The 23,440-nt window shown below is 66.7% G+C and carries 20 protein-coding genes and 1 riboswitch; of the genes, 18 read left to right on the top strand and 2 right to left on the bottom strand.

Annotated features, from left to right (window positions below; translation table 11 throughout):
• Positions 1–25 precede the first annotated feature (25 nt).
• The 8 genes from GGQ61_RS17685 (at position 26) to GGQ61_RS17650 (ending at position 7,924) form a co-directional block, all read left to right on the top strand.
• Entirely contained in the window at positions 26–835 is an 810-nt protein-coding gene (locus GGQ61_RS17685) for a type IV toxin-antitoxin system AbiEi family antitoxin domain-containing protein (protein ID WP_183775785.1), read from the top strand.
• Positions 832–1,740: a nucleotidyl transferase AbiEii/AbiGii toxin family protein gene (locus GGQ61_RS17680; RefSeq protein WP_183775783.1), complete on the top strand. Its 909-nt coding sequence runs from the start codon at positions 832–834 to the stop codon at positions 1,738–1,740. Before GGQ61_RS17685 ends, GGQ61_RS17680 begins: the two co-directional genes overlap by 4 nt.
• An 82-nt stretch (positions 1,741–1,822) precedes the next feature.
• Positions 1,823–2,788 carry a replication initiator protein A gene (locus GGQ61_RS17675; protein WP_183775781.1) on the top strand — a complete coding sequence of 322 codons (966 nt, stop codon included), beginning with the start codon at positions 1,823–1,825 and terminating at the stop codon, positions 2,786–2,788.
• 310 nt (positions 2,789–3,098) lie between these two features.
• Entirely contained in the window at positions 3,099–4,301 is a 1,203-nt protein-coding gene (locus GGQ61_RS17670) for an AAA family ATPase (RefSeq protein ID WP_183775779.1), read from the top strand.
• Between the two features lie 11 nt (positions 4,302–4,312).
• The gene (locus tag GGQ61_RS17665) at positions 4,313–5,362 is read left to right on the top strand and encodes a ParB/RepB/Spo0J family partition protein (RefSeq protein WP_183775777.1); all 1,050 of its coding nucleotides are present in this window, start codon (positions 4,313–4,315) and stop codon (positions 5,360–5,362) included.
• Positions 5,363–5,540: 178 nt separating this feature from the next.
• Positions 5,541–6,332 (top strand): type IV toxin-antitoxin system AbiEi family antitoxin domain-containing protein, encoded by a 792-nt coding sequence (locus GGQ61_RS17660; protein WP_183775775.1) that lies wholly within the window; start codon positions 5,541–5,543, stop codon positions 6,330–6,332.
• Positions 6,333–6,530: 198 nt separating this feature from the next.
• Entirely contained in the window at positions 6,531–7,067 is a 537-nt protein-coding gene (locus GGQ61_RS17655) for a S26 family signal peptidase (protein WP_183775773.1), read from the top strand.
• Complete coding sequence (locus tag GGQ61_RS17650) at positions 7,067–7,924, top strand: cell wall hydrolase (protein ID WP_183775771.1); 858 nt, start codon at positions 7,067–7,069, stop codon at positions 7,922–7,924. Before GGQ61_RS17655 ends, GGQ61_RS17650 begins: the two co-directional genes overlap by 1 nt.
• Here GGQ61_RS17650 and GGQ61_RS17645 read toward each other — a convergent pair.
• Positions 7,921–8,607, bottom strand: a complete 687-nt coding sequence (locus tag GGQ61_RS17645) for a hypothetical protein (protein ID WP_183775770.1) — start codon at positions 8,605–8,607, stop codon at positions 7,921–7,923. The genes GGQ61_RS17650 and GGQ61_RS17645 overlap by 4 nt on opposite strands.
• 260 nt (positions 8,608–8,867) lie before the next feature.
• On the opposite strand from GGQ61_RS17645, the gene mobQ reads away from it, so the two are divergent.
• The 4 genes from mobQ to lgt all read left to right on the top strand — a co-directional run bounded on the left by mobQ (position 8,868) and on the right by lgt (position 14,461).
• Positions 8,868–10,364 (top strand): MobQ family relaxase, encoded by a 1,497-nt coding sequence (gene mobQ, locus GGQ61_RS17640; RefSeq protein WP_183775769.1) that lies wholly within the window; start codon positions 8,868–8,870, stop codon positions 10,362–10,364.
• A gap of 13 nt (positions 10,365–10,377) precedes the next feature.
• Complete coding sequence (locus tag GGQ61_RS17635; RefSeq protein ID WP_183775768.1) at positions 10,378–12,354, top strand: type IV secretory system conjugative DNA transfer family protein; 1,977 nt, start codon at positions 10,378–10,380, stop codon at positions 12,352–12,354.
• A gap of 23 nt (positions 12,355–12,377) precedes the next feature.
• The gene (trbB, locus tag GGQ61_RS17630; RefSeq protein WP_183775767.1) at positions 12,378–13,337 is read left to right on the top strand and encodes a P-type conjugative transfer ATPase TrbB; all 960 of its coding nucleotides are present in this window, start codon (positions 12,378–12,380) and stop codon (positions 13,335–13,337) included.
• Positions 13,338–13,603: 266 nt separating this feature from the next.
• Complete coding sequence (gene lgt, locus GGQ61_RS17625) at positions 13,604–14,461, top strand: prolipoprotein diacylglyceryl transferase (protein WP_183775766.1); 858 nt, start codon at positions 13,604–13,606, stop codon at positions 14,459–14,461.
• A 120-nt stretch (positions 14,462–14,581) separates the two neighbouring features.
• A riboswitch (Fluoride riboswitch) is annotated at positions 14,582–14,643 on the top strand.
• 200 nt (positions 14,644–14,843) lie between these two features.
• On the opposite strand, the gene GGQ61_RS17620 is transcribed toward lgt, so the two are convergent.
• On the bottom strand, positions 14,844–15,281 hold the full coding sequence (locus GGQ61_RS17620) for a helix-turn-helix domain-containing protein (RefSeq protein WP_183775765.1): 438 nt from the start codon (positions 15,279–15,281) through the stop codon (positions 14,844–14,846).
• Positions 15,282–15,374: 93 nt separating this feature from the next.
• Here GGQ61_RS17620 and GGQ61_RS22745 point away from each other — a divergent pair, with 93 nt between their 5' ends.
• The 6 genes from GGQ61_RS22745 (at position 15,375) to GGQ61_RS17590 (ending at position 23,437) form a co-directional block, all read left to right on the top strand.
• Positions 15,375–15,605, top strand: coding sequence for a helix-turn-helix domain-containing protein (locus tag GGQ61_RS22745; protein WP_183775763.1), 231 nt, complete (start codon positions 15,375–15,377; stop codon positions 15,603–15,605).
• 47 nt (positions 15,606–15,652) lie between these two features.
• Positions 15,653–16,141 (top strand): response regulator, encoded by a 489-nt coding sequence (locus GGQ61_RS17610; protein WP_246371044.1) that lies wholly within the window; start codon positions 15,653–15,655, stop codon positions 16,139–16,141.
• A gap of 725 nt (positions 16,142–16,866) precedes the next feature.
• A complete protein-coding gene (locus GGQ61_RS17605; protein WP_183775761.1) occupies positions 16,867–18,177 on the top strand; it encodes a TolC family protein in 1,311 nt (436 codons plus the stop codon).
• The gene (locus GGQ61_RS17600) at positions 18,177–19,436 is read left to right on the top strand and encodes an efflux RND transporter periplasmic adaptor subunit (protein WP_183775759.1); all 1,260 of its coding nucleotides are present in this window, start codon (positions 18,177–18,179) and stop codon (positions 19,434–19,436) included. Before GGQ61_RS17605 ends, GGQ61_RS17600 begins: the two co-directional genes overlap by 1 nt.
• Before the next feature lie 12 nt (positions 19,437–19,448).
• Entirely contained in the window at positions 19,449–22,637 is a 3,189-nt protein-coding gene (locus tag GGQ61_RS17595) for an efflux RND transporter permease subunit (protein ID WP_183775757.1), read from the top strand.
• A gap of 83 nt (positions 22,638–22,720) precedes the next feature.
• The gene (locus GGQ61_RS17590; RefSeq protein WP_183775755.1) at positions 22,721–23,437 is read left to right on the top strand and encodes a HupE/UreJ family protein; all 717 of its coding nucleotides are present in this window, start codon (positions 22,721–22,723) and stop codon (positions 23,435–23,437) included.
• Positions 23,438–23,440 lie beyond the last annotated feature (3 nt).

The following is a 23,440-nucleotide window of genomic DNA, read 5'->3' as shown; positions in this document are numbered from 1 at the left end:
CTGAACACTCACCCTGGGTTAGCGGTTGGATAGCAAGTTAAACCAACTCCAGAGCCTGTTGCCCGCCGGCCTCTTGGTCGATGGCGGTTGGCTGTCGCGTCACGGCTACTATTCCAGCCTCGTGGCCAAGTACGTTCGGGGCGGGTGGCTCGAACAACCGACCCGCGGCGCCTACAGGCGCGCGGGCGTCGCGCCGGGAGGGGGCGAGGACGACTGGGCGACCGTGGTCGTTTCATTGCAAAGGCTGGCCCCTCCCCTCTACGCCGTCGGCGGCCGCACTGCGCTGGAGCTTCTCGGCTTCACCCACTACCTCGCCGCCGGCGGCCCCCAGGAACTCAACCTCTACGGCGCCCGCCCGCCGCCGGTCTGGGCGCGCCGTTTGATCGGCCCCCGCCTGGCGTTCCATCGCGCCCGCCTGTTCGAAGCCGACCCGCTGCTGGCGACGGACCCCTCCCCCGAGGCCCTGGCCCTACACCTCCGGCACCCCGATCAGGACGGAATGGCCGGCCTACTCCAGGTCTCGACGGCGGAGCGCGCCTTCCTCGAACTGCTGGACGCCGTTCCGCAGGCGGCGAGTTTCCATGAGGCGGACGCTCTGGTCGAAGGCCTAACGACGCTGAGCCCATTGCGCCTTTCTGCGCTCCTCGCGGCGTGCCGGAGCGTGAAGGTCAAGCGGCTGGCGCTGTGGTTCGCCGACCGCCACGACATGGCCTGGGCCAAACGCCTGGACCGCGGCCGCATCGATCTTGGCCAAGGCAAGCGTGTGCTGGCGCCGGGCGGGCGCTTGGACCGAACCTATAGGATCACTGTGCCGCGCGATCTGGTGTCGTCATGAGCACCGCCCAGTATCGCGCCCAGGTCGGCTTGCTGGTGCGGGTGCTTCCCTTGCTCGCCAGCGAACCGGACTTCGCCCTCAAGGGCGGCACGGCGATCAATCTGTTCTGGCGCGACCTGCCCCGGCTGTCGGTCGACATCGACCTGACCTATCTGCCAGTTGCCGACCGCGCCGCATCGATGGCGGCGATCGACGCGGCGCTGCAGCGCTTGGCCGGCCTCATTCGCATGAGGATCGATGGCGCGACCGTGGGCCTGCACGAAAGCCAGGAGGGCGTGCATCGGCTGCTGGTGCGCGCCGGCGCCGTCCAGGTGAAGGTCGAGGTCACCCCGGTTCTACGCGGCGTGGTTTTCGCCCCTGAGAGGCGCGCCGTGTCGCCAAGGGTCGAAGCCGCCTTCGGCTTCGCCGAAGCAAACCTCGTCTCCTTCGCGGACCTCTTCGCGGGCAAGATCGTCGCCGCCCTCGACCGGCAGCACCCCCGCGACCTTTTCGACGTGCGCGACCTTCTGGCGAACGAGGGCCTGACGCGACCGCTGATCGAGGCCTTCCTCGTTTATCTGGTCAGCCACAATCGGCCGATGGCCGAGGTGCTTTCGCCCAATCGGAAGGATCTCGCCGAGGAGTATGGCCGGACGTTCGCCGGGATGACGGACGTCCCGGTGGCGATCGAGGCGCTTGAAGCCGCCCGAGAAGACCTCATCCGCGGCCTGCATGCCGCCCTGACCGAGCAGGACCGGAGGTTCCTTCTCGGCGTTAAGACCGGCGCGCCCGACTGGTCGATGATCGGTTTGCCGCAGGCCGCCGACCTGCCGGCGGTGCGGTGGCGCTTGATGAACCTGGCGCGCTTGCCGGACGCCCGCCGGCAAGCCCTCGCGCATCGGCTGAAGACGGTGCTTGAGCTATGAATTCGCAGCGATTTTCCAACTTGCCAATTGGCAAGTCCGGGCTGGCTAAGCCCCCTGCCCGCTCCGGCCCTGGCGTGGCCGCATGAGCAAGCGCGCGGTCCGCGACCAGGAATTCGACCTGTTCATCCCTCGTATGAACAGCCTCCCGCTGAAGGATCAGCGGGAGATGATGGAGCGGCCGTTCTTCTCGCTCCAGAAGCGCAAGCGCCTCAAGCCGATCGTGTACAACAGCCCCGACGGGGACGTGTGGGTGCATGTCAGCGCCAACCCGTTGTTCGGCATCGCCACAATCTGGGATGCCGACATCCTCATCTGGGCGACGTCGCGCTTGAACCAGCTGCGGGAAAAGGGCGTCAACGATTTGACCCCAACGCTCCACACGACGGCGCATGAACTCCTCAAGGCGATCCGCCGGGACACCGGGGGCAAGGGCTACAAGGAGCTGGAGGCCGCCCTGCAGCGGCTCCAGGCCACCAATATCCAGACCTCGATCCGCGCGACCAAGCGCGACAAGCGGGCCCAGTTCGGCTGGCTCGACGAGTGGACCATGGACATCGATCCCAGCTCCGGCGCCGTGCGCGGCTTGACCATCACCCTGTCGAAATGGGTGTTCGACGGGCTGATGGGCGACAAGACACTGCTTACCCTCCACCCTGACTACTTCACCCTTCAGGGCGGCCTGGAACGCGCCATCTACCGGATCGCGCGCAAACATGCCGGCGATCAACCGAAGGGATGGATCTGCCGGGTGTCGGTCCTGCACGAGAAGTCTGGCAGCGACAGCCCGCTGAAGCAGTTCAACTACCTGATGAAGAAGATCGTCGAGGCCAACGCCCTGCCCGACTACGATCTGACCTTCGTGACGACGGCGGACAACGCCTCGGCGATCCACTTCGTGCGCAGGGGCGCCGTCGAACGCGCCCAGCTCAAGGCGGACCTCGAGGCCGAATCGGTCCGCCGCGAACGCATCGCCCGCGAAGATGCGCGGGCCGCGGAAGTCGATGGGCTGGTTGACCGGCGCCGCCTCCGCGACTCGGGGGATGAGTGACCTTTCCCTCGGGGGATCGGTGACCAGGCGCCCGGGGTATCTGTGACCCGAGATCGGGGGATCGGTGACCGGCCGCGGGGAAAACCCCTGTGTAGGCAAGGGGTTGGCCGCCTTTCGGCGCTCTCTAACCCTTCCTAACCTTCCCCATTAAAATCTCTCTGTAACGGACGCGGCGGCACGGCGGTCGACCTGCGCCCCGAGCCTTGAAGGGCTCGGGCGCAGGTCGCCGTTAACCCTTCTTTCATTGTATTGCCGTCAGAACTTGGCAAACTTGCTTCCTGCCGAGCGAAATTTGCAAAGGGATTTGGCCATGGCGACCGCCGCACTCGCTGATCGGGCCAGCAACCCGCCGGTCCTCTACGATACCATGGAGGGCCTGAACCAACGGGCCCACGCGGTGCTCGACCGGCTGCGGGCGACCGTGTTCGCGCCGGACGCTCAGAAGACCCTCGACGTCCGGTTCGCCATTGGCAAGGCCGCTGAAATGGTCGGTCGGTCCACGGAGGCGATTCGCCAGGCGGAGGCTGACGGCCGCCTGCCCGCACCGCGCATGACAGCGACCAACCGGCGCGAGGGTTATACCCTGGCCGACATCAACGCCATGCGCGACGTGTTCGGCACCCGGCCGCGCCGCGCCGACAGCGATCCGGCCCTGGTGCTGGCCGTGCAGAACTTCAAAGGCGGCGTCGGCAAGAGCACCTTGGTCTGCCATCTCGCCCAGTCCCTGGCGCTGAAGGGCTACCGGGTCGCCGTGATCGATTGCGACAGTCAGGCCAGCACGACCACGGTCTTCGGCTTCAACCCGGACGCGGACATCGCCGACGAGGAGACCTTGCTGCCGTTCTTCCGGCACGGCGAGCAGTCTGACCTGCGGTATGGCCTGAGGCCTACCGCCTGGCCGGGGATCGATCTCTTGCCGGCCAACCTCGGCCTCTACAACGCCGAGTATGAGGCGGCTGCCCGGGTCCGTGGCAATCCCAAGGACTTCGATCGCCTGCGGCACGGCGTCGAGGACCTGATGCGGGACTACGATGTCATCCTGCTCGATCCGCCACCGGCGCTGGGCATGATCTCGCTCGCGGTGTTGCGCGCGGCCAACGCGTTGCTGATCCCCACTCCGCCCTCGACCGTCGACTTCGCCTCGACGGCGCATTTCTTGCGCATGGTCGTCGAGACGATCGAGGTGCTGGACGACAAGCTCGGGGCGCGTAGCTTCAACTTCGTCAAGGTGGTCGCCACCAAGGTCGACGAGAACAAGAGCGCCCACGTGCAGATCCGAGCGATGATGCAGTCGGTCTTCGGCGCCGAGATGCTTCGCGCCTCGCTGCTGGACTCGGCCGAGATCGACAACGCCAACGTCCAGCTCCGGACCGTCTACGAGATGGCCGGCGGGTCCAAGACCCACGAGCGCTGCCGCAACAATCTGGATCTCCTCAATGACGAGGTGGAGCTGCTCATCCGCCGCTGCTGGCCCAGCCACCGGGCGGCCTTGCGGCAGCAGGGTGTGGCGTAGGGGAGGGGACCATGGCGACGACCGCGAACAAGAACCGCAGCATCCTGTCCGGCCTGGTCGGCGACCGTGCGCCGGTCACGGAAACCCCGAAGGTTCAGGAGGCGACTGCGCCGCCGGCGACCCGGCCGCCGGATCGCCTCAACACGCGCTTGAGCGGCCTCTCGCGCGTGACCTCCGGTGATGTGAGGGAGAAGACCCTTCACCTCGTGGATCCGGCGCGCTGCCGCATGTGGAGCCGGCACAACCGTCGCTACGACCTGCTCAGCGAGGCGTCCTGCGCCGATCTCTTGGAGGGTCTCCGCTCGCAGGGCGAGCAGGAGTTTCCGGCCATCGTCCGGGCAGTCAGCGACGACCCAAACATCGACTTCGAGGTCATCTGCGGTGCGCGACGCCATTGGTCGGTGAGCTTCCTGCGGACGGTGGAGCACCGTCCGATCAAGTTCCTGATCGAGGTTCGTGACCTCGATGACGAGGCCGCCTTCCGGCTGTCGGACGTCGAGAACCGGGCGCGGGACGACATCTCCGACTATGAGCGGGCCTTGGACTATCGAACTGCGGTGGAGGACTACTATGGGGGGGTCGCGCGCCGGATGGCCGAGCGAATGGAGGTGTCGGAGCAATGGCTCTCGCGCTTCCTCGAGCTGGCCAAGTTGCCGGCTGCGGTCGTCGAGGCGTTCGGTGACATCCGGCAGATCCGCGAGAACCACGCCCGCACCATCAAGCCGCTGCTGAACGACGACCAGGCGCGGCCCAAGGTGATGGCGGCCGCCAAGACGTTGAGCGCCGAGCAGGGCGCACGCGCCAAGGCAGGCGAGCCGGTGATCGAGGCGGCGAAGGTGATCGAGCGCCTAAAGGCGGCTGGCGCTGGGAAGGCGACTGCGTCGCGAGCGAAGGCGGGCCCGAAGATCCATTCCTCAGACGCTGGCGCCCGGCTCTTCAGCCTCATTCCCAAGAGCGCGAAGCGGGCCGTGATCGAGCTGTCCCTGGACGCCAACGCCACCAATGCGGACTTCCACAAGGCCTTCGCAGCGGCGCTCTCGGATCTGCGCCCCGGCAAATGAACTTGCCAGTTGGCAAGTCGTTAACGCGGGGTTCGGGGGATCAGTGACCCGCCAAAATCCGCCGAAGTGAAGCCCGGCCCTGAACGGGCTGTTCTGTCGCCGCGCGACGGCGAATTGTTTGGCTTATGCAAGGAAAGCGATATTTTACCTATCGCTTTCAACGATCCTATTGCGCGCCATGCCCCGCAATCTCTCCGCGCCCTTCTTCAGCGCCATCCCGGTGTTTCGCCGAGCGGAGTATGCGCGCGCCGTCGGTCGGCGCTCGCAGGACAAGACCGTGACCGCGATGCTGGCCCAGCACATGCGCGCCGGCAACATCAAGCGGTTGGCCCGAGGCGTCTACGCCTCGGTCCCCAAGCACGCCGATCCCAAGACCTGGTGGGTCGACCGTCTTCTGGTCGCCTCGCGGCTACGGCCGGAGGCGGTGATCGGTTACCACTCGGCCCTTGAAGCGCATGGCTGCGCCTATACCGCCGCCTTCGACGTCCAGGCGATCGCGCCCGGCGAACCCGGCGCGCTCGAAACCTCGGACTTCATCTGCCGGTTCGTCCGGCCCGCCGCCCCGGTCGGACCCGACAGCGTCACCGTCCTCGACCGGGTCGGCCAGAGCGTTCCGGTTACGACGCTGGAACGCACGGTGGCCGATTTGTTCGACCGGCCCGACCTGGCGGGCGGTGCGGAAGAACTGATGAACAGCCTCGCCCTGATCGGTCGCCTCGACGGGTACAAGGTCGGTCAACACTTGAAGGCGCTGGGCAACGCCACGGCAGCCGGCGCCGCCGGCTGGTGGCTGACCCAGCGGCGGGCCAGTCTTCAGATTCCGGGGGCGGCGCTGGAGGCCATCCGCACCCTGGCGCCGCGACAAACCCGTTACGCCCTGGGCGCTGTGGCCGGGGAGGGACGACCGGCCCGCGGTTGGAATGTCATCCTGCCGGCCGCCGTGGTCGATCCTGGATTCGAAGGCGCCTGACGGCGCGCCGACGTAGGGATCGAACCGAGCCTCGTCGATGCCGCCGCTCGGATGAAACCTCGGCATATCGATGCCTGGCCCGCGCGCCAGCGCTTTCGCCGCCGACCCCCTCGCCCGACGGGCGAAAATACCCTAAAAGGGTCGTGACGGGCGATCAGAGGGGCGATCGTCCTTGCGCGGCGAAGGTCGGAATTCCGCATGCCCCTCGTGCTCTCGCGTCCCCTGTCACCCGTATTCGCGCTGGGCGCGCTCGGCGCCACGGCCCTGCTCGGCGCAGCCAGCCTGGGCGGCCCGTGGGTGCTGTGGAATCGGACCGACAGTGAGCCGCTGGGTATCTACACCCGCACGCTGACGCGCCCGGCGATCGGCCGCCTCATCGCCTTCCAGGCGCCGGCCGCCGCTTTCCCCTACGCCGACGGCCGGATGGCCTATCTGCGGCGCGTGCCGATCCTGAAGCAGATCGCCGCGGTCGAAGGCGACCTGGTGTGCGCGCGGGACGGCGTGCTGGCCATCAACGGCCGACCGGTCGCCCCCGTCTATGCGCGCGATCCGCGCGGCCGCGCCTTGCCGCAATGGAACGGGTGCCGGCGCCTGCAGGCGGCCGAATATTTCGTTTACTCCGACCGCATCCCCAACAGCTTCGATAGCCGCTACTACGGGCCGATCCGAGGCGAGCGGGTGCTCGGGGTCTATCGACCCCTCGCGGCCGCCCAGACGGCCTCTGGAGCCCGCTGATGGATCCCGCCGCCCTCGCCGGTCTCTGCGCCTTGTTGGCCCGTGGCGCGACCGCCCAACCCTTGCCCGCGGGCGTCACCTGTCCACCCGCCGTGGCGCTCAGCGCGCCTCGATCTGCGGCGGCCGATCCGGCGCGCGGCGGGGCGCCGCTCGCGGCCGCCTTGGCCTCTGGGACGGCGCGAGAGGCCATCGCCCGCGTCGCCTATGCCGAGGCCGGCAACCAGGGCGACTCGGGGCTGGCTGGCGTCGTCTACACGATCCTCAACCGGCTCCAGGACGGGCGCTGGGGCGCGACGGTCGAGGCCGTGGTCAACGCCCGCGGCCAGTTCGAGCCGGTGATGCGCGCCGGTGGGTCCTGGCGCAACCTGCGGCCGGTGTCCGACGCCGAGCGAGCGCGGATCGACACCATTCTCAACCTCGCCCTGGAGGGCCGGCTCCCCGACCTCACCAACGGCGCGCGGTTCTTCCAGAATGCGTCCGTTGTCGCCGCGCGCGAGGCCGCCGGCACGGTGTCCCCAGGCCTCACGGATTTCGGGGGCGCGGCCCGCTCGGCGCGCATCGGCGACCATAGCTTCTATGTCGAGGCCCGGCGGAGCGGGGGAGGGGGCGGCGGCGCCCGACAGGCGACAGCGGCGCCGTCCTCCAGCCCTCCACCGATGACCATTTTCGTCGGGGAGAACCGGGCGTCGGACCGCTCTGAGCTGGTGTCGAACGCGCGATCCGATCCGTTCGCAGGGCCCGTGGTGCTCCGCGTGGAGCCCGCGCCCGAAGCCGCCCGCGCCCCCGCTTCGGCGGCCGATCCGCTGCGGGGGATGTTCGTCCTGCCGGATGGTCGCGAGAGCGATCGCGGGCGTTAGGACGGGTCGCTGTGGGCTTCTTCCATCTCGGCCTCCGCCGCGTCATTCCCGTCCCACTCGGCGGCCTCGTCCTCGCTCTCCGCCAGCGCCGACCGCGCCATGGCGTCGAAGTCGGGGAGCTGTTCGCCTGCGGCGGCCAGCGCGGTCTCGGCATCCTCCTCGAGGTCGCCGCCAGGCCGCAGGGCGAGGGGCGGATTGCCGAGCAATTCACGGACGGTCAGGCGGTCCCGCACGCGGTCCACACGCCGGTCCAAGATGTCGACCAGCCGCTCCATGAGCTCGTCGCGATCCTCGACCTCGAAGTCGGCCGCTTCGGCCAGAAGCGCGCCGCCGATGATGATCTTGCCGCGGGTCTCGCGCTTGCGCTGATTGATCGCCCAGAGCGCCTCAAGACGTTCGACCCGGGCCTTGAGGACGGCGAAGCGCTGGACGTCGTCGTCGATCTCGTCGAGCGGCGTGACGTGGCGGCGGTTGTGGATGCCGACGTGGCCCTGGTCCCGCAGCGCCGCCTCGAGTTCCTCGAGGCGTAGGGTGAGGGCGTCTTCCTCTGAAAGCCGGCGACCAGCCTTACGGTCGGCTTCGCGGGCGGTCCAGAGTTCCTTGCGGCGCTGCTTCTGGGCCTCGGTGCGGGGCCGGTATTTAGAGCGGCGGGCATTGCGGCGGCGTTTATCGACGGTCGCCATGACACGCACCATCCGTGGAAAAAAAGAACGTGATGGGCTGCCTCTACCAAAATGCGGCGGGATGGTCGATAGTGGTCGGCAGAGCAGTTTGTGGACAATGGCGCATATACCCATCGGTTGGGCTACGCCCACCGACGGATGCGGTCAGGCTCCGCCCGACACCCTCAACCCCCGCTGCGGCCGGTGACGGCCTGGGGTTTGAGCCAAGGGCCAGGGCCCTTAGCGATCCGCCGGCCAAGCCGGCCCGAAGAGAGTGCGGCGTGGCGTCATTCCTGTGCCAGGTGCAGACCATTCAGAGAGCCGCCGGCCGGTCGGCCGTGGCGGCCGCGGCCTATCGGTCGGGCGCGGCGCTGGTGGACGAGCGGCTGGCGATGGAGTTCGATTTCGCCAACAAGGACGGCATCGAGCACGCCGAGATCATGGCGCCCGATGCCGCGCCGGCGGCGCTGCAGGACCGCGAGCGGTTGTGGAACGCGGCGGAGGCGGCGGAGACCCGGCGGGACGGGGTGCCAGCCCGGGAGCTCTTGGTGGCCCTGCCGCACGAGCTCGATTTCGAGCAGCGGCGCGAGCTGGTGCGGGCCTTCGTGCAGGAGCACCTGGTGGCCAAGGGCATGATCGCCGACGTCGCCATGCACCGGCCGGGCAAGGAGGGGGACCAGCGCAATTTCCACGCCCATATCCTGGTGACGACACGGCGGGTGGGGCCGAAGGGTTTCGGGCTGAAGGACCGCAGCTGGCGCACGCCCGAGCAGGTCCGCGAATGGCGCGCCGGATGGGCCAAGATCCAGAACGAACACCTACGTCGACGCCTGGGCCCCGACGCGCCGCAGGTCTCCCATCTGAGCCTGGCCGAGCGCGGCGTTGACCGGACGCCGACGGTGCATATGGGCCCAACGGCGACGGCGCTGGAGCGCAAGAACATCGCATCCGATCGGGGCGAGCAGAATCGCGATGTGCGCGCCCGCAACCGGAAGGTTCGGGAGGTCCATGTGGCGCTGGAGGAGACCATCGACAAGCTCGCCGCACGCGAGCCGATCATCCTTGTGCCGGTGCCGAAGCTCGTCGCCGACGCCGCGAAAGTCCGCGACGATCTGGTGGCCCAGCGCGATCAATGGGTGCGTGATCGCGACGCCTTGGCGGCCCCCAAGGTGCTGACCGAACGGCAGGTCGAACGCGAGCTGACGGCGGAGGCGGCGGTCGCTTTGAAGAGCGCGCGGGCGCGTCTGCAGCACACCGAGCAGCGGGTCAAAAAAGCCCGCGAGAAGCGCCTGAATCTGGTCCAGTGGGTGCGCAATCCGGCGCGGATGATCTGGGCGAAACATGCCGAACTGAACGCCCTGGCGCGGGCCCGGGCGGAGGTCCGGCGGCACGATGCCGCCCTGCAAGTCCGGCAGGCCTGGGCACGTTCGGAGGCCGGCCAGGCGTTCATCGCGGCGCGACGTCAGCCCGGCGTTACGGCCGCCGCCGAGGTGGCCCGCCAGCGCCGGACCCTGGAGCGCAAGATCAAGCGGATGGACAAGCGGATCGTCAGCGCGACGCGCACCTATAACGACCTGCGGGTGGCCCATGAGCTCGGTCAGGCGGCGTTGAGTGTGCCGCGCACCTCGCCCGATGCGACGCGGTTCGTGCGCGACGTCGGCGCGCCCGCGCGGGCGGCGATCCAGGCTTATCCGGCCCAGGCGCGGCAGCTAGCGGTGGAGCGGCTGAACCGAGGGCAGGGGCGCTCGATCGGCCGCAACCTGTTCCCCGGGCGGTAAAGGAGCGAGCGGCATGACCAAGACCCAGAAGGCGCGCATCCTGCTTCCGCTGACCGCGGTCCTGCTGCTGCTGGCCGGGGCGCTCTCGACGCAATATGTCGCCCATGTCTTCCACTATCCGCGCGAGTTCGGCGCGGGTTTCGTCGACGTCGGGGCGGTGCGGATCTATCCGCCGTGGGCCTTCATCGGCTGGTACGGCCACTATGCCCGGACCTATCCCGACGCCTTCGAAATGGCGGCTTTCCTGCCGCTCGCGATCCTGTTCATCCCGGCGATGGCGGCCATCGGTTTGAGTCGCCGCCTGCGCCGCTCGCCGCCGAAGTTCGGCAAGGGGGCGTGGGCGACAATGATCGACGTCGAGCGGGCCAAGCTGATCCAGAGCGGCAAGCAGCTCAGCGGCCGCGTGCTGGGCCGGTTCGGTGATCGCTACCTCGCCTATCGCGGCATCGAGCACGCCATCATCGTCGGCGCCTCGCGTAGTGGGAAGGGGGCCGGGCACGTCGTCCCGACGCTGGTGTCTTGGCCGGAAAGCGCCTTCATCTACGACCGCAAAGGCGAGCTCTGGCACATTACGGCCGACCATCGGAAGACCTTCAGCCACGTCTTCTACTTCGCGCCGACCGACCCCAACACCGTGCGTTGGAACCCGCTGTTCGAGGTCCGCAAGGGGCCGATGGAGATCGCCGACATCCAGAACGTGGTCGGGATCCTGGTCGACCCGCTGGGGCGCAAGGCCGGCGATCTGAACTTTTGGGACCAGAGCGCCACGGACTTCTTCACCGCGGTGATCCTGCATGTGCTCTACAGCGAGCCGGACGAGCGCAAGAACCTGGCCCAGGTGCGGCGGCTGCTGATCAATATCGAGCCGACCCTGCACGCCATGCAGCACACGTTGCATCGCCATCGCCCGGACTACCACGCGCCGGGCGGCACGGCGCGCGGCGCGGATGGGGAGCCGATCGCCGAGGTGCATCCGGAGGTGCTGCTGGGCGCCACGGCGCTGGCCAATCTCGACGAGCGGGTGAAGTCGAGCGTGCTGGCCACCTGCCGGGCGTCACTGTCGCTCTGGGCCGATCCTCTGGTCGAATACGCCACCAGCTGGTCGGACTTCTCGATCGGCGACCTGGTGTGTTCGACGGCGCCGGTGAGCTTCTACATGATCACCCCACAGGCCCACGCCGACCGGCTGGCGTTCCTGGTGCGGGTGTTCACGCGCCAGACGATCAACAGCCTGATGGAGAGCGAACACGTCGATAGCCGCGGCCGCGCCAAGCGGCACCGCCTGCTGCTGATGCTCGACGAGTTCCCCAAGCTCGGCAGCCTGCCGTTCCTAGAGAACGCCATGGGCGAGATGGCCGGCTACGGCATCACCGCCCACCTGATCTGCCAGAGCTTCAACGACGTGTTCTCGAAGTACGGCGATCGCACGCCCTTGTTCGACAACATGCATATCACGGCGGCCTTCGCGACGTCGGAGCCGACCAGTATCGAGAAGGTGGTGCGACGCGCCGGCAAGGCGCTGGAAATGCGCGAGAGCTTCAGCGATCCGCGCACGCTGTTCGGCCGGGCGCATCGCTCGACGTCCCAGTCGGAGCAGCAGCGCTACATCCTCTCCGAGGAGGACGTCCGCGGCCTCGACGACCGCAAACAGTTCCTGTTCGTCAACAACTGCAAGCCGATCCTCGCCGACAAGATCCGCTACTACGAGGAGCCCTTCTTCCAGGACCGAACCGGCGACTATTTCCATGGCGTGCCGGCCAAGGTCCGCCAGGCGCGCGGTCAGGCGGACTTGCCTGGCACGGCGACGATCGACTGGAAGGGGGTCAGGCCGGTGAAGGCCGCGCCCGCGCCGCATCAGGCGATCACGCCGATCGCCTCGCCGGCCAACGCCGCCCCGCCGGAGGCGATCGACGCCGACGAATACATGGCGCCGCAGTCGATCGAAAACCTGCGGCCCAACGAAGACGACAGCCTGCCCGGCGCCGCCTAGCCCCTGCCTAACCTGGAGTTCCCATGGCCGTTTCGCATCCGATCGCTCAGGACCGCAAGGTCGCGGCCCTGAAGCAGGCCATGGGGCCGGTGATCGCCGCCGCGCTCGCCGACCGGATGGTGGTGGAGGTGATGGTCAATCCCGACGGAAAGATCTGGGTCGACAGAATAGGGGAGGGGCGTTCCTACACCGGCCAGAGCCTGGCCAGCGCCGACGCCGATCGGATCCTGCGGCTCCTGGCAGACCACGTGGGCGAGGTGGTGACCCGCGACCGGCCGCGGGTCAGCGCGACCCTGCCGGAGACCGGCGAGCGGTTCCAGGGCGCCTTCATGCCGATCGTGCCGAGCCCAGCCTTCGCCATCCGCAAGCGCCCCGAAGTGGTGTTTACGCTCGATGACTATGTCGAGCAGGCGATCATGACGGCCAGTCAAGCTGCGGCGATCCGCGCGGCCGCCGTCAATCGCGACAACATGCTGATCGTCGGCGGTACGGGGTCGGGCAAGACCACCCTTGCCAACGCCATTCTCGCCGAGCCTGCGTTCGCCACGGACCGGGTGGTGCTGATCGAGGACACGGCCGAGCTACAGTGCTCGGCCGAGGACAAGGTGCAGATGCTGACCAAACGCACCGAGCCTGTAGTGACCATGACCGATCTGGTCAGGGACACGCTGCGGCTGCGGCCGGATCGTATCATCATCGGCGAGGTGCGCGACGGCTCCGCCCTGGATCTGCTGAAAGCCTGGAACACGGGCCATCCTGGCGGGCTCGCCACGATTCACGCCAACAGCGCCCGGGAAGGGCTGACGCGGCTCGAGGACCTGATCGGCGAGGCGACACCGCGAATACCGTATCGGGCCATCACCCAGGCGATCAATGTGGTGATCTTCATCGAGCGAGCGCCGAATGGCCGGCGGGTAAGGGAGGTCAGCCGGCTCGTCCGCCGTGAGGGGGAAACCTATTTCCTGGAACCTGTCAGGCTTTAGGATTGGCAATCGTCGGCGGCGCGGGCGCCGCCGACTACGCTCGAAGCAGCGCGCCGTTCCCAAGTTTCAGGGGAGCCGGACACTGCGGGCGTTAAGACGACCGCTCGTTCGCGGCGCTTCTGCTTGTGCGACGGTCGCCACGATGACCTTTCTGCCGTCGCCGCAGGCGCGCCCCTTCGATATCCCTCGCCCATGGGCCTGGCATCGCCGAGACGCTCACCTGAAAATCGGTTCGGCCCGCAGGCCATGCCCTGATAGAGCACGTCGTGGTCTTTCCAAACTTCGATCCTGTCGCGCTTCAATTAGGTTCCCTGGCGATCCGCTGGTACGCGCTCGCCTATGTCGCTGGCATCCTGTTGGGGTGGCGCTACACAGCAAGCTTGATCCGTTCACCCCAACTATGGGCTCGGCCAGGCCCACCCTTGGCGCCGTCTGCGCTTGACGATCTGGTGCTTTGGCTTACCGTGGGCATCATTCTTGGCGGACGGCTGGGCTATGTAGCCTTTTACGACACTGCGGTGCTCTGGCGTGATCCGCTACAGGTTTTGAAGGTCTGGGAAGGCGGCATGTCCTTCCACGGCGGCCTCATCGGTGTGGTCATCGCGATGGCCCTCTTCGCACGGCGCCATAGCGTAAGTCTGGTCGCCCTTGGCGATCTCGTGGCGCCCAGCGTGCCGATTGGGCTTTTCTTCGGGCGACTGGCCAACTTCGTGAACGGCGAGCTCTGGGGTCGCGTGACCGACGTCCCTTGGGGCGTGGTCTTCTGCACGCAGAGGCTCGCGGAGGCGGCCGGCGGCGTTTGCCCGGCCGGGCAAACGCCGCGCCATCCCAGCCAGCTCTATGAGGCGGCGCTGGAAGGCGTGATCTTGTTCCTCATTCTGCTTTGGGGTGTGCGCGGACGCGGCTGGCTGCGTCGGCGCGGCGTGGTCAGCGGTGCCTTCCTGGTCGTCTACGGCGCGTCGCGGATCGCGCTGGAGACGGTGCGCAACCCAGACCTGACCATGCCGACCTTCCCCCTAGGCCTGACCATGGGAATGATGCTGTCGGCGCCGATGATCGCGCTGGGTCTGGCCTTGGGGCTTCGCGCCGCGCTGTCGCCGCCGGGGACCCATGTCCGCAGCTAGAAGGCGGCTTGCGGCGTCGGGGGTCTTGAACCCGCGGGCGAGGAAAGAACTTCCTGCTGCTGCGCAAGACGTCAAGAGCGGCCTGGCTGGCGGTACAAATCTGCGTTCGTAACTCTTCCCGCCCACGATGGGGATGGAGCTCCTCGATAACCGCCGAAAAGGCTGATGACTCCTACCAATGCGCCATATGTCGGCGCGGGTAGGATCTTGTTTGACCCTCATGGCGCTCGAGTCGAGGAGACCCGCGTGACCCCGATGAAAGACAAGTTGCCCTCTGCGAAGGCAGGGTGCGGATGACGGTGTTGTGGGTCACTTGCAAGTCATCACGCCGCCCGAGCAGGGGGCGCGCTAGGAGCAGGTCTCTGCGAGGAACTTCACTTGCTCACTCGGCCTTTGACCGGCCTTTGGGATTGGGTGACGGGTCATCATTGGCGGCGATTTTACGGGCTAGGTCGGCGAGACTCTTTCGGACACTACGCCTTCGGATGCTCAAGAATGCCTCGGCCAGCGCCATGCCGTTGGGTTCCGCGAGGAGTTCCTCGACCACTCCACTCCAGGTCTTCGCATAGGCGTCGCCATCGGGCGACGCTGGATCCGCCAGACCTTCGAAGAAATGACTGACCGGCACCTCCAGGCATCGGGCGGCCTCATAAAGTTTTGAAGCGCTGATGCGGTTCGCCCCGCGTTCGTACTTTTGGACTTGCTGGAATGTCAGGCCGAGGCCGCAGGCCAAGCGTTCCTGGCTCATGCCGAGCTGCCGGCGCCTCAACCGAAGGCGATTGCCGACATGGATATCGACGTGGGCTGGCTCTGAGCCCATGTGAAGCCTCCTCGGGGCCAAAACCAACCCACACTCCAGCGATAGGACATATATGTCCTAGAAGTTGTCGACGCACCGTTAAATCCATCGTGCATGGATTGGAATAGGGTCGTCGGGCGCAACGTGCGGCGTCTCAGGTTAGCGCGCAAGTTGACCCAGGAGGATCTTGCCGGAGAGGCTGGCCTGGCCATGCGGCACTTGGGGCGTATCGAGCGAGGGACCAGCAGTCCGACCGTCGCCATCCTGGCGCGGCTCGCAGACGCCATGGGTGTCAATCCAGCAGACTTCCTGACGACAGAGGATTTACCAAAGTCGGACCAGTGAGACCTGGCCCTCAGGGCTCCTGAAGCTGGAAACCAGGCACTCGACGCTTGCCCCGTAATTCGGTGATCGCGGTCGCGAAGTCGCTGGCGGCGATTCCACAATTGATTCATCCTTCTGGGCGCAAGCGAAGAAGCACCAGGGAGTATCACGCCGTGGGCGGGGCGCTCGGACGTCATGTCTTGATCATCGAGGACGAGGCTCTCATCTCGATTGAGATCGAAGCCCTGCTGAGTGAACATGGTTTTCAGAGCTTCGATTGGGCGACATCACCGCTTCAGGCTCTGCATTGCGCGAAAGGCCATCGCCCCGATCTGATCACCGCGGATCTGCGGATCGTCGATGGCACCGGTCTTGAGGCGGTCAACGCGATCCTGGCGGAGATGGGTGACATTCCCGTGGTGTTCGTGACCGCGAATTCAGACATGCGGAGCGGGCAGGCGCTATTTCCCGTGGTACCCAAGCCGATCGTGCCGGCGCAGCTGGCCGCGGCCTGCCAAAGGGTGTGTCAGCAAGCCGGCGCCCAATACCGGGGGTAAGGCGATCTGCGAGCCTGATAGATATCCATGAACATCGACACGAAACCGATGGCCCAGACGCCGCGTGGGACGGCTTTCGGACCGCGAGGGGCAGGTGCGAGCTTCATTGGGCGACCTGAGCAGTCGTCCGTGTGGCGCCGACGATGCGGTTACGGTCGTTTCGCTCACCCGATAGAGGCGCGCCAACCGGATTCGCGGCGTAAGGTCACCTTGCAATTCATGACGCGCTCGGCTAGGTGGCTTTGATCGGGGGGCTCCGTGCTATCGTCAACGCGCCTAGTGTCCGTGCGGAATGCGCTAGTCATCATTTTGATGGCACTTAGCGCAGTCGTCGCCGTGCAACGGTCGCAGTCGATGATCAACGATATTCAGCACGGATTGTCGATTGACCATCCAGCGCCCGCCTCTGAGTTCGCAACGGCGTCGGACGATCACGGCTTGGATCATGATCGCGTCGATCAAGATCGCGAAGACGGCCGCTCTGGTGACCATGACCCCGGGTCGCACCACCACCACGCGGAGGGTCCGCAGGTGGCCCACGTCGCGACAGCGACGCTCGAGCCGGTCGTACAGATGCGATCTGCAGCCGTGTTCGCCCAAGCGAACGACGGCGCGCCACAATCCCTGACGTTTGGCCTGAAACGGCCTCCGAAACCTCGAAGCCACGCAGCCTAAGCAGCGCGGTGATCCGGCCGCGCGCCTGATCAACACCTTCGAGAAATCTCATGTCCAAATTTCGTGTGGGTCGCGCATTTGCGCGGCCGGGCTTCGCGTTCGCCGCGAGTCTAGTGCTGTCCTTGACGGGCGAATCCTCGGCGTTCGCACAGCCATCTTCATCGGCTACGGCCGGACCAAACCTGGACCTTGCCGCGGCGCTTTCCCTAGCCAGCGCCGCGGATCCCGCGGTGTCTGGCTGGGAGGCGCGCCTCACCGCGGCGGAGGCGAACATCCGCCAGGCCGGCGTCAAGCCAAACCCGGCGCTCGGGCTGGAAACGGAGAACGTCGCTGGGAGCGGCCCCTACTCGATGCTCAGTGGCAGCCAGACCACCCTTAGCTATCAGCAAGTCCTCGAGCGAGGCGGCAAGCGCGAGGCGCGCGTGGGTCTCGCCCGCGCAAACGCCGAGGTGGCCCGCCGGCGCCGTGATGTTCGTCGCCTAGATCTGCTTCGAGATGTCCAGCTGGCGTATGCCGAGGCGCTCGCCGCAGAAGCGGACTTGCTGATTGCAGAAGCCCGGCTCATCGCCGCGCGCAGCGCCCAAACCGACGTCGATCGCCGCGTGCGCGCCGCCCGTGACCCGCTCTTCGCCGGGTCGCGCGCCGAATCCACCGCGGCGCAGGCCCAGGTGGAGCGGGATCAGGCGCAGGCCGCGACGGAGAACGCGCGCGCGGTGCTGGCCCGGTTCTGGGGCGGCTCGGCGAACTTCACGCTCAACTTGGAAACCTTCTTCTCCGTGGCGCCGCCGGGGATTCCCGGGCCCGTCGCCGCAGCCGATCTCGCCTTACTGGAGGGCGAGCGCGATGTCGCCTCCGCCAACATAAGGATCGAGCAGTCCCGCGCGGTCGTGGATCCGACCGTGCGAGCGGGCGTCCGCTATTTCGGCGATGGACGAGACGTGGCCTTTGTCGTTGGCGGCACGATCCCGCTGCGGCTGTACGACACCAACAAAGCTGGGGTCGAACGCGCTCTTTCCGAGCGGAATGCGGCCGAAGCAGACCTTGCGACAGAGCGGATTGTGCGCGAGCGCGAGATTGCTCGCTTGACGGCGCGTCTGGTCGCATCCGCCACGGAGTCCGAGCGGCTGCGGGCGGAGGTTATTCCGAGCGCCATTCGGGCTGTCGAGCAGGTCCGCGAAGGCTTCAATCGGGGCGGTTTCCAATACATCAACGTGGCCGACGCCGAGCGGGCGCTAGCCGATGCGCGAGCCCGCCGGGTCGCCGTCTTGCGGCAGTTTCATATCGATCAGGCGGCGCTCGACCGTCTTACTGGGCGCCATGCGGCGCTCGCTTCCTCCAACCTCAATGCGGAGCGTCGCTGATGCACGCCACCCTGATCCGGCGGCGCACGCGCCTGTCCGCCGTCCTCCTTCTCGCCACAGCGCTTGCCGCTTGTGGCCAGTCCGCCAGCAAAGCCCCGGAGGCGGAGAAGGCTGAGGCCGCCGCCGCCGATTACGAGCGCGGACCGCACAACGGCCGCTTGCTGCGGAGCGGTGATTTCGCCCTCGAGATCACCTTGTATGAAGAAGGACCTGCGCCGCTCTTCCGGCTGTATCCTTATCTCAAGGACAAACCAGTCGACCCAAAGCAGGTACAGGCGAGCATCGCACTCACCCGCCTTGGTCCAAAGGTGGACCGGTTCACCTTCACGCCTGAGGCGGACTATTTGACGAGCCCGGCGATCGTCCGCGAGCCGCACTCGTTCGACGTCAGCGTGGCAGCGACCCAAGGCGGCCAGCAGCACAAGTGGACCTATGCCTCATATGAGGGACGCACGACTATCACCGCGGACGCTGCGCGCGCCGGCGGTGTGACGACGGAACGCGCGGGCCCAGGCCAGATCGGCGAGTCACTGCCTCTCAATGGTCGCATCGAGATTACGCCGGAGGGGCGCAGCGATGTGATCGCGCGCTATCCGGGGCGCGTCGTCTCGATGAACGCTGAGCTCGGGCAGCGGGTCCGGCGCGGCCAAGTGCTGGCGCGGGTTGAATCAAGCGACAGCCTGCAAACCTACTCGGTTGTGGCGCCGATCTCAGGCGTGATCGTCGAGAAGAATGTGACAGTCGGCGGCGTCACCGGCTCGGAAGCCATGCTCGTCGTGGCTGATCCCACGCGCCTACATGCCGAGTTCTTCCTCTACCCACGGGATGCGGAGCGCGTGCGCGTGGGGCAGCCCGTAGAGGTCGCCAGTCTTGCCGGCGATCACCGCTTGATCGGCCGCATTGAAGCGATCCTCCCGACGGCTGATCTGGCCAACCAGACCCTCGTCGCCCATGTGCCGATCACTGGGCCGGGCGACGTCTGGCGACCCGGTCTGGGCGTGAAGGGAACGGTGCAGGTCGGCGCGACCGCCGCGCCGCTTGCGGTTCGGACAAAGGCCATTCAGCCGTTCCGCGACTTCGAGGTGGTCTACGCCAAGGTCGGAAACACCTACGAGGTGCGGATGCTGGAGATCGGCCGCCGCACCCCCGAATGGACCGAGGTGCTCGGCGGCCTGGAGCGAGGAACCGAGTATGTCGTCGACGGCGCCTTCCTGATCCGCGCGGACATCGAGAAGTCCGGCGCGAGCCACGACCACTAGGAGCGCATACCCATGCTTGAACGCATCATCGCGCTCTCGATTCGCTACCGCTGGGTCGTCTTGGCGCTCGCCCTCATCGCGTCGGCCGTCGGTGTCTGGAGTTTCCAGCGCCTGCCGATCGACGCCACCCCCGACATCACCAACGTCCAAATCCAGATCAATACAGAGGCGCCCGGCTATTCGCCGCTCGAGGCGGAGCAGCGCATCACCTTCCCAGTGGAGACCGCAATCGCCGGCGTACCTGGCTTGCAGTATACGCGGTCCGTCTCACGCTACGGACTATCGCAGGTCACCGTTGTGTTCGAAGACGGGACAGACATCTACCGCGCGCGCCAGCTGGTGAACGAGCGGCTGCAGACCGCTCTCAGCCAACTGCCGTCCGGCTTGTCGCCCGAACTCGGTCCGATCGCCACCGGCCTCGGTGAGATCTTCATGTACACCATCGAAGCCAAGCCGGGTGCGCGGAAGCCAGACGGCACGGCCTATACGCCGGAGGACCTTCGGACGCTGCAGGACTGGGTCATCCGCCCCCAGCTGCGCAACACGCCGGGCGTCACCGAGGTGAACACCATCGGCGGCTTCGAGCGGCAATATCACGTGACGCCGTGGCCCGAGCGTCTAGCCGCGTACGGCGTCACCATGACAGACGTCGTCGATGCGCTTGAGCGCAACAACGCCAATGTCGGCGCAGGCTACGTCGAGCGCTATGGCGAACAATACCTCATCCGTGTGCCGGGGCAGGCTTCCACCAAGGAGGACCTCTCGGCGATCGTGATCGCCACTCGTGGCGGCGTCCCTATCCGGATCGCCGAAGTCGCCGATGTGGGCATGGGTGAGGAGCTACGGACTGGCGCGGCGACGGAGAACGGCAAAGAGACCGTTCTGGCGACGGTGCTGATGCTCGCCGGTGAGAATAGCCGTGTCGTCGCGAAGGCCGCGGCGGCGAGCCTTGAGGAAGCTGCGCGAGCGCTCCCGAAGGGCGTGGTCGCGTCCCCAGTGTACGATCGAACGGACCTGGTGGAACGGGCGATCGGGACGGTCGAGAAGAACCTCGTCGAAGGCGCTCTCCTCGTCATCGTCGTGCTGTTCCTCCTGCTCGGCAACGTCCGCGCGGCGTTGATCACGGCGGCCGTCATCCCGATCACCATGCTGATGACGATCACCGGCATGGTTCGAACGGGCGTTTCAGGCAACCTGATGAGCCTGGGAGCGCTGGACTTCGGGCTGATCGTCGATGGCGCGGTCATTATCGTCGAGAACTGTCTGCGCCGCTTTGCAGAAGCTCAGCACCAGCAAGGACGACTGCTGACGCGCGACGAGCGCTTCTCTCTGGCGGCCGCGGCCTCCAGCGAGGTGATCCGGCCTTCGCTGTTCGGCGTCCTGATCATCACCCTGGTCTATGTGCCGATCTTTGCCCTGAGCGGGGTGGAGGGGAAGACCTTCCATCCGATGGCGATCACCGTGGTGATCGCGCTCACCGGGGCGCTCATCCTCTCCCTGACCTTCGTGCCGGCGGCGGTGGCCATGTTTGTCACCGGTAAGGTTCAGGAGAAGGACAGCCCGCTGATGCGCTGGTCGAGGATCGCCTACCAGCCGGCCCTGGACTTTGCATTGCGCGCGCGCGGCGTCATGATCGCAGGCGCGGTGGCGCTTGTCGCTCTTGCGGCGTTCGGCGCTTCGCGCATGGGCTCGGAGTTTGTCCCCAACCTCGACGAGGGGGACATCGCCATGCACGCGCTGCGTATTCCAGGAACGAGTCTCAGCCAGGCCATCCAGATGCAAACCGCTCTGGAAGCGCGGCTGTCGCGCTTCCCGGAGGTTGAACGCGTTGTGGCGAAGATCGGCACGTCCGCTGTGGCTACCGATCCCGTGCCGCCCTCAGTTGCGGACACGTTCATCCTCCTGAAGGACCGCAAGGACTGGCCAGACCCGCGCAAGCCCAGGGATCAGCTCGTCCGTGAAATGGAGGAGGCCGTCAGCAAGGTCCCGGGCAACAAGTACGAGTTCACCCAGCCGATCCAGATGCGCTTCAACGAACTCCTCTCCGGGGTGCGGGCGGACGTCGCCATCAAGGTGTTCGGTGACGACCTTGACGAACTCGTTCGTCTCGGCTCGGAGATCGAGGAGATCGTTGGCGGAGTTCCGGGCACCGCCGGAGCGCAGTCCGAACAGGTTACGGGCCTGCCCGTTCTGCAGATTCGTCCTGATCGGCAGGCGATTGCGCGGCTCGGTATCAGCATCGACGACGTCCAGCAGGTGATCGCCACATCGATGGGCGGCTCGATCGCGGGACAGATCTTCGAAGGCGATCGGCGGTTCAACATCGTCGTGCGCATGCCAGAGGACCTGCGCTCCAACACCGATGCCATCGGACGCATCCAGGTGCCGCTGCCAGCCGTGGATGGTCAGCCCCGCGGGTTCGTTCCGCTGAGCGAGATCGCGTCGATCAGCCTCGAGAAAGGTCCCAACCAGATCAGCCGCGAGAACGGCAAGCGGCGGATCGTGGTGACGTCGAACGTGCGGGGCCGGGATCTCGGCTCCTTCATCGGTGACGTCCGTCAGCGCGTCGAGAGCGAGGTCCAGCTGCCGGCCGGCTACTGGGTCACTTACGGCGGCACCTTCGAACAGCTGATCTCGGCGGCCAAGCGGCTGCAACTTGTCGTGCCGGCGGTTCTCGCGCTCATCTTCGCCCTGCTGTTTGCGCTTTTCCGGTCCTGGCGCGACAGCGCAATCGTCTTCTCCGGCGTGCCGCTGGCGCTCACCGGCGGCGTTGCGGCCTTGCTGCTTCGGGGATTGCCGATGTCCATCTCCGCAGGGGTGGGCTTCATCGCTCTGTCCGGTGTTGCAGTCCTGAACGGCGTGGTGATGGTCAGCTTCATTCGCGGCCTCATCGAGGAAGGCAAGCCTGTGCAGGACGCCATCCGCGAAGGCGCCCTGACACGCCTGCGCCCGGTGCTGATGACCGCCTTGGTGGCGAGCCTCGGCTTCGTCCCCATGGCGCTCAACGTCGGGGCGGGCGCAGAGGTGCAGCGGCCGCTGGCCACCGTGGTGATCGGCGGGATCATTTCGTCGACCCTGCTGACCCTGCTGGTGCTGCCTGCTCTCTATAGCCTTGTGCACGGCCGCGAGCGTGGGAGCGATTGGCCGAGGCCGGCCTGGCTCGACCATCTGCCATTCCGCGCCAGCCGAAAGGCGGTGTGACCACCCCCCTCACACCGTCTGGGCGGTCGCTTGTCGGGAGCGGCCGCCCACCCCCTGCATGTCACGCCTTCGAGGTTCGCTCCATGCTTCAAGCAAGCATCCTGCTCAGATGGCGATCTGCCATCCTTCTTCTCGCGTTGCTCCTGCTACTGGTCGACGGCGCGCTGTCGCAGGCCCTGGCCCATGGGGTCGCCGACGGCGACAAGGGCTACATCCAGGAGACGAGCGGCGTGGTCTTCCTGCCGTTCGTCTACCTGGGGGCCAAGCACATGATCACCGGCTACGACCACCTGCTCTTTCTCTTTGGGGTGATCTTCTTCCTCTACCGGATGAAGGACATCGGCATCTACGTGACCATGTTCGCAGTGGGTCACTCAACAACCCTGCTGCTGGGCGTGCTCACCGGCGTCAGCGTCTCCAGCTACCTGATCGACGCGATCATCGGCCTGTCCGTCGTCTACAAGGCGCTCGACAACCTGGGCGCGTTCCAGCGCTGGTTCGGCGTGCAGCCCAACACCAAGGCCGCGACCCTGATCTTCGGCCTGTTCCACGGCTTCGGCCTGGCGACCAAGCTTCAGGACTTTCAGCTTTCTCCCGACGGCCTCGTCTGGAACCTCATCGGGTTCAACATCGGCGTCGAGCTGGGCCAGCTGCTGGCGCTCGGCGCCATCCTCATTGCGATGGGCTTCTGGCGACGCACTGACGGCTTCTGGAAGCACGCCTACCTCGCCAACGTCGTCCTCATGAGCCTCGGCTTCATCCTGACGGGCTACCAGCTCGTCGGCTTCTTCGTCATCTGACGG

Origin of the sequence: Phenylobacterium haematophilum (genome assembly GCF_014196295.1) — a bacterium.
Taxonomy (GTDB): Bacteria; Pseudomonadota; Alphaproteobacteria; order Caulobacterales; family Caulobacteraceae; genus Phenylobacterium; species Phenylobacterium haematophilum.
Note: the sequence above shows the minus strand (reverse complement) of the source record. Positions and strands in the feature narration are given on the sequence as shown.

Bases quoted from the DNA above. Each gene is read 5' to 3' on its own strand.
- GGQ61_RS17670 (WP_183775779.1), top strand. From the start codon at position 3,099: ATGGCGACCGCCGCACTCGCTGATCGGGCCAGCAACCCGCCGGTCCTC.
- GGQ61_RS17675 (WP_183775781.1), top strand. From the start codon at position 1,823: ATGAGCAAGCGCGCGGTCCGCGACCAGGAATTCGACCTGTTCATCCCT.
- GGQ61_RS17600 (WP_183775759.1), top strand. From the start codon at position 18,177: ATGCACGCCACCCTGATCCGGCGGCGCACGCGCCTGTCCGCCGTCCTC.
- GGQ61_RS17595 (WP_183775757.1), top strand. From the start codon at position 19,449: ATGCTTGAACGCATCATCGCGCTCTCGATTCGCTACCGCTGGGTCGTC.
- GGQ61_RS17665 (WP_183775777.1), top strand. From the start codon at position 4,313: ATGGCGACGACCGCGAACAAGAACCGCAGCATCCTGTCCGGCCTGGTC.
- GGQ61_RS17645 (WP_183775770.1), bottom strand. From the start codon at position 8,607: ATGGCGACCGTCGATAAACGCCGCCGCAATGCCCGCCGCTCTAAATAC.
- trbB (WP_183775767.1), top strand. From the start codon at position 12,378: ATGGCCGTTTCGCATCCGATCGCTCAGGACCGCAAGGTCGCGGCCCTG.
- GGQ61_RS17660 (WP_183775775.1), top strand. From the start codon at position 5,541: ATGCCCCGCAATCTCTCCGCGCCCTTCTTCAGCGCCATCCCGGTGTTT.
- GGQ61_RS17620 (WP_183775765.1), bottom strand. From the start codon at position 15,281: ATGGGCTCAGAGCCAGCCCACGTCGATATCCATGTCGGCAATCGCCTT.
- GGQ61_RS17650 (WP_183775771.1), top strand. From the start codon at position 7,067: ATGGATCCCGCCGCCCTCGCCGGTCTCTGCGCCTTGTTGGCCCGTGGC.
- GGQ61_RS17635 (WP_183775768.1), top strand. From the start codon at position 10,378: ATGACCAAGACCCAGAAGGCGCGCATCCTGCTTCCGCTGACCGCGGTC.
- GGQ61_RS17590 (WP_183775755.1), top strand. From the start codon at position 22,721: ATGCTTCAAGCAAGCATCCTGCTCAGATGGCGATCTGCCATCCTTCTT.
- GGQ61_RS17680 (WP_183775783.1), top strand. From the start codon at position 832: ATGAGCACCGCCCAGTATCGCGCCCAGGTCGGCTTGCTGGTGCGGGTG.
- GGQ61_RS17655 (WP_183775773.1), top strand. From the start codon at position 6,531: ATGCCCCTCGTGCTCTCGCGTCCCCTGTCACCCGTATTCGCGCTGGGC.
- GGQ61_RS22745 (WP_183775763.1), top strand. From the start codon at position 15,375: ATGGATTGGAATAGGGTCGTCGGGCGCAACGTGCGGCGTCTCAGGTTA.
- GGQ61_RS17605 (WP_183775761.1), top strand. From the start codon at position 16,867: ATGTCCAAATTTCGTGTGGGTCGCGCATTTGCGCGGCCGGGCTTCGCG.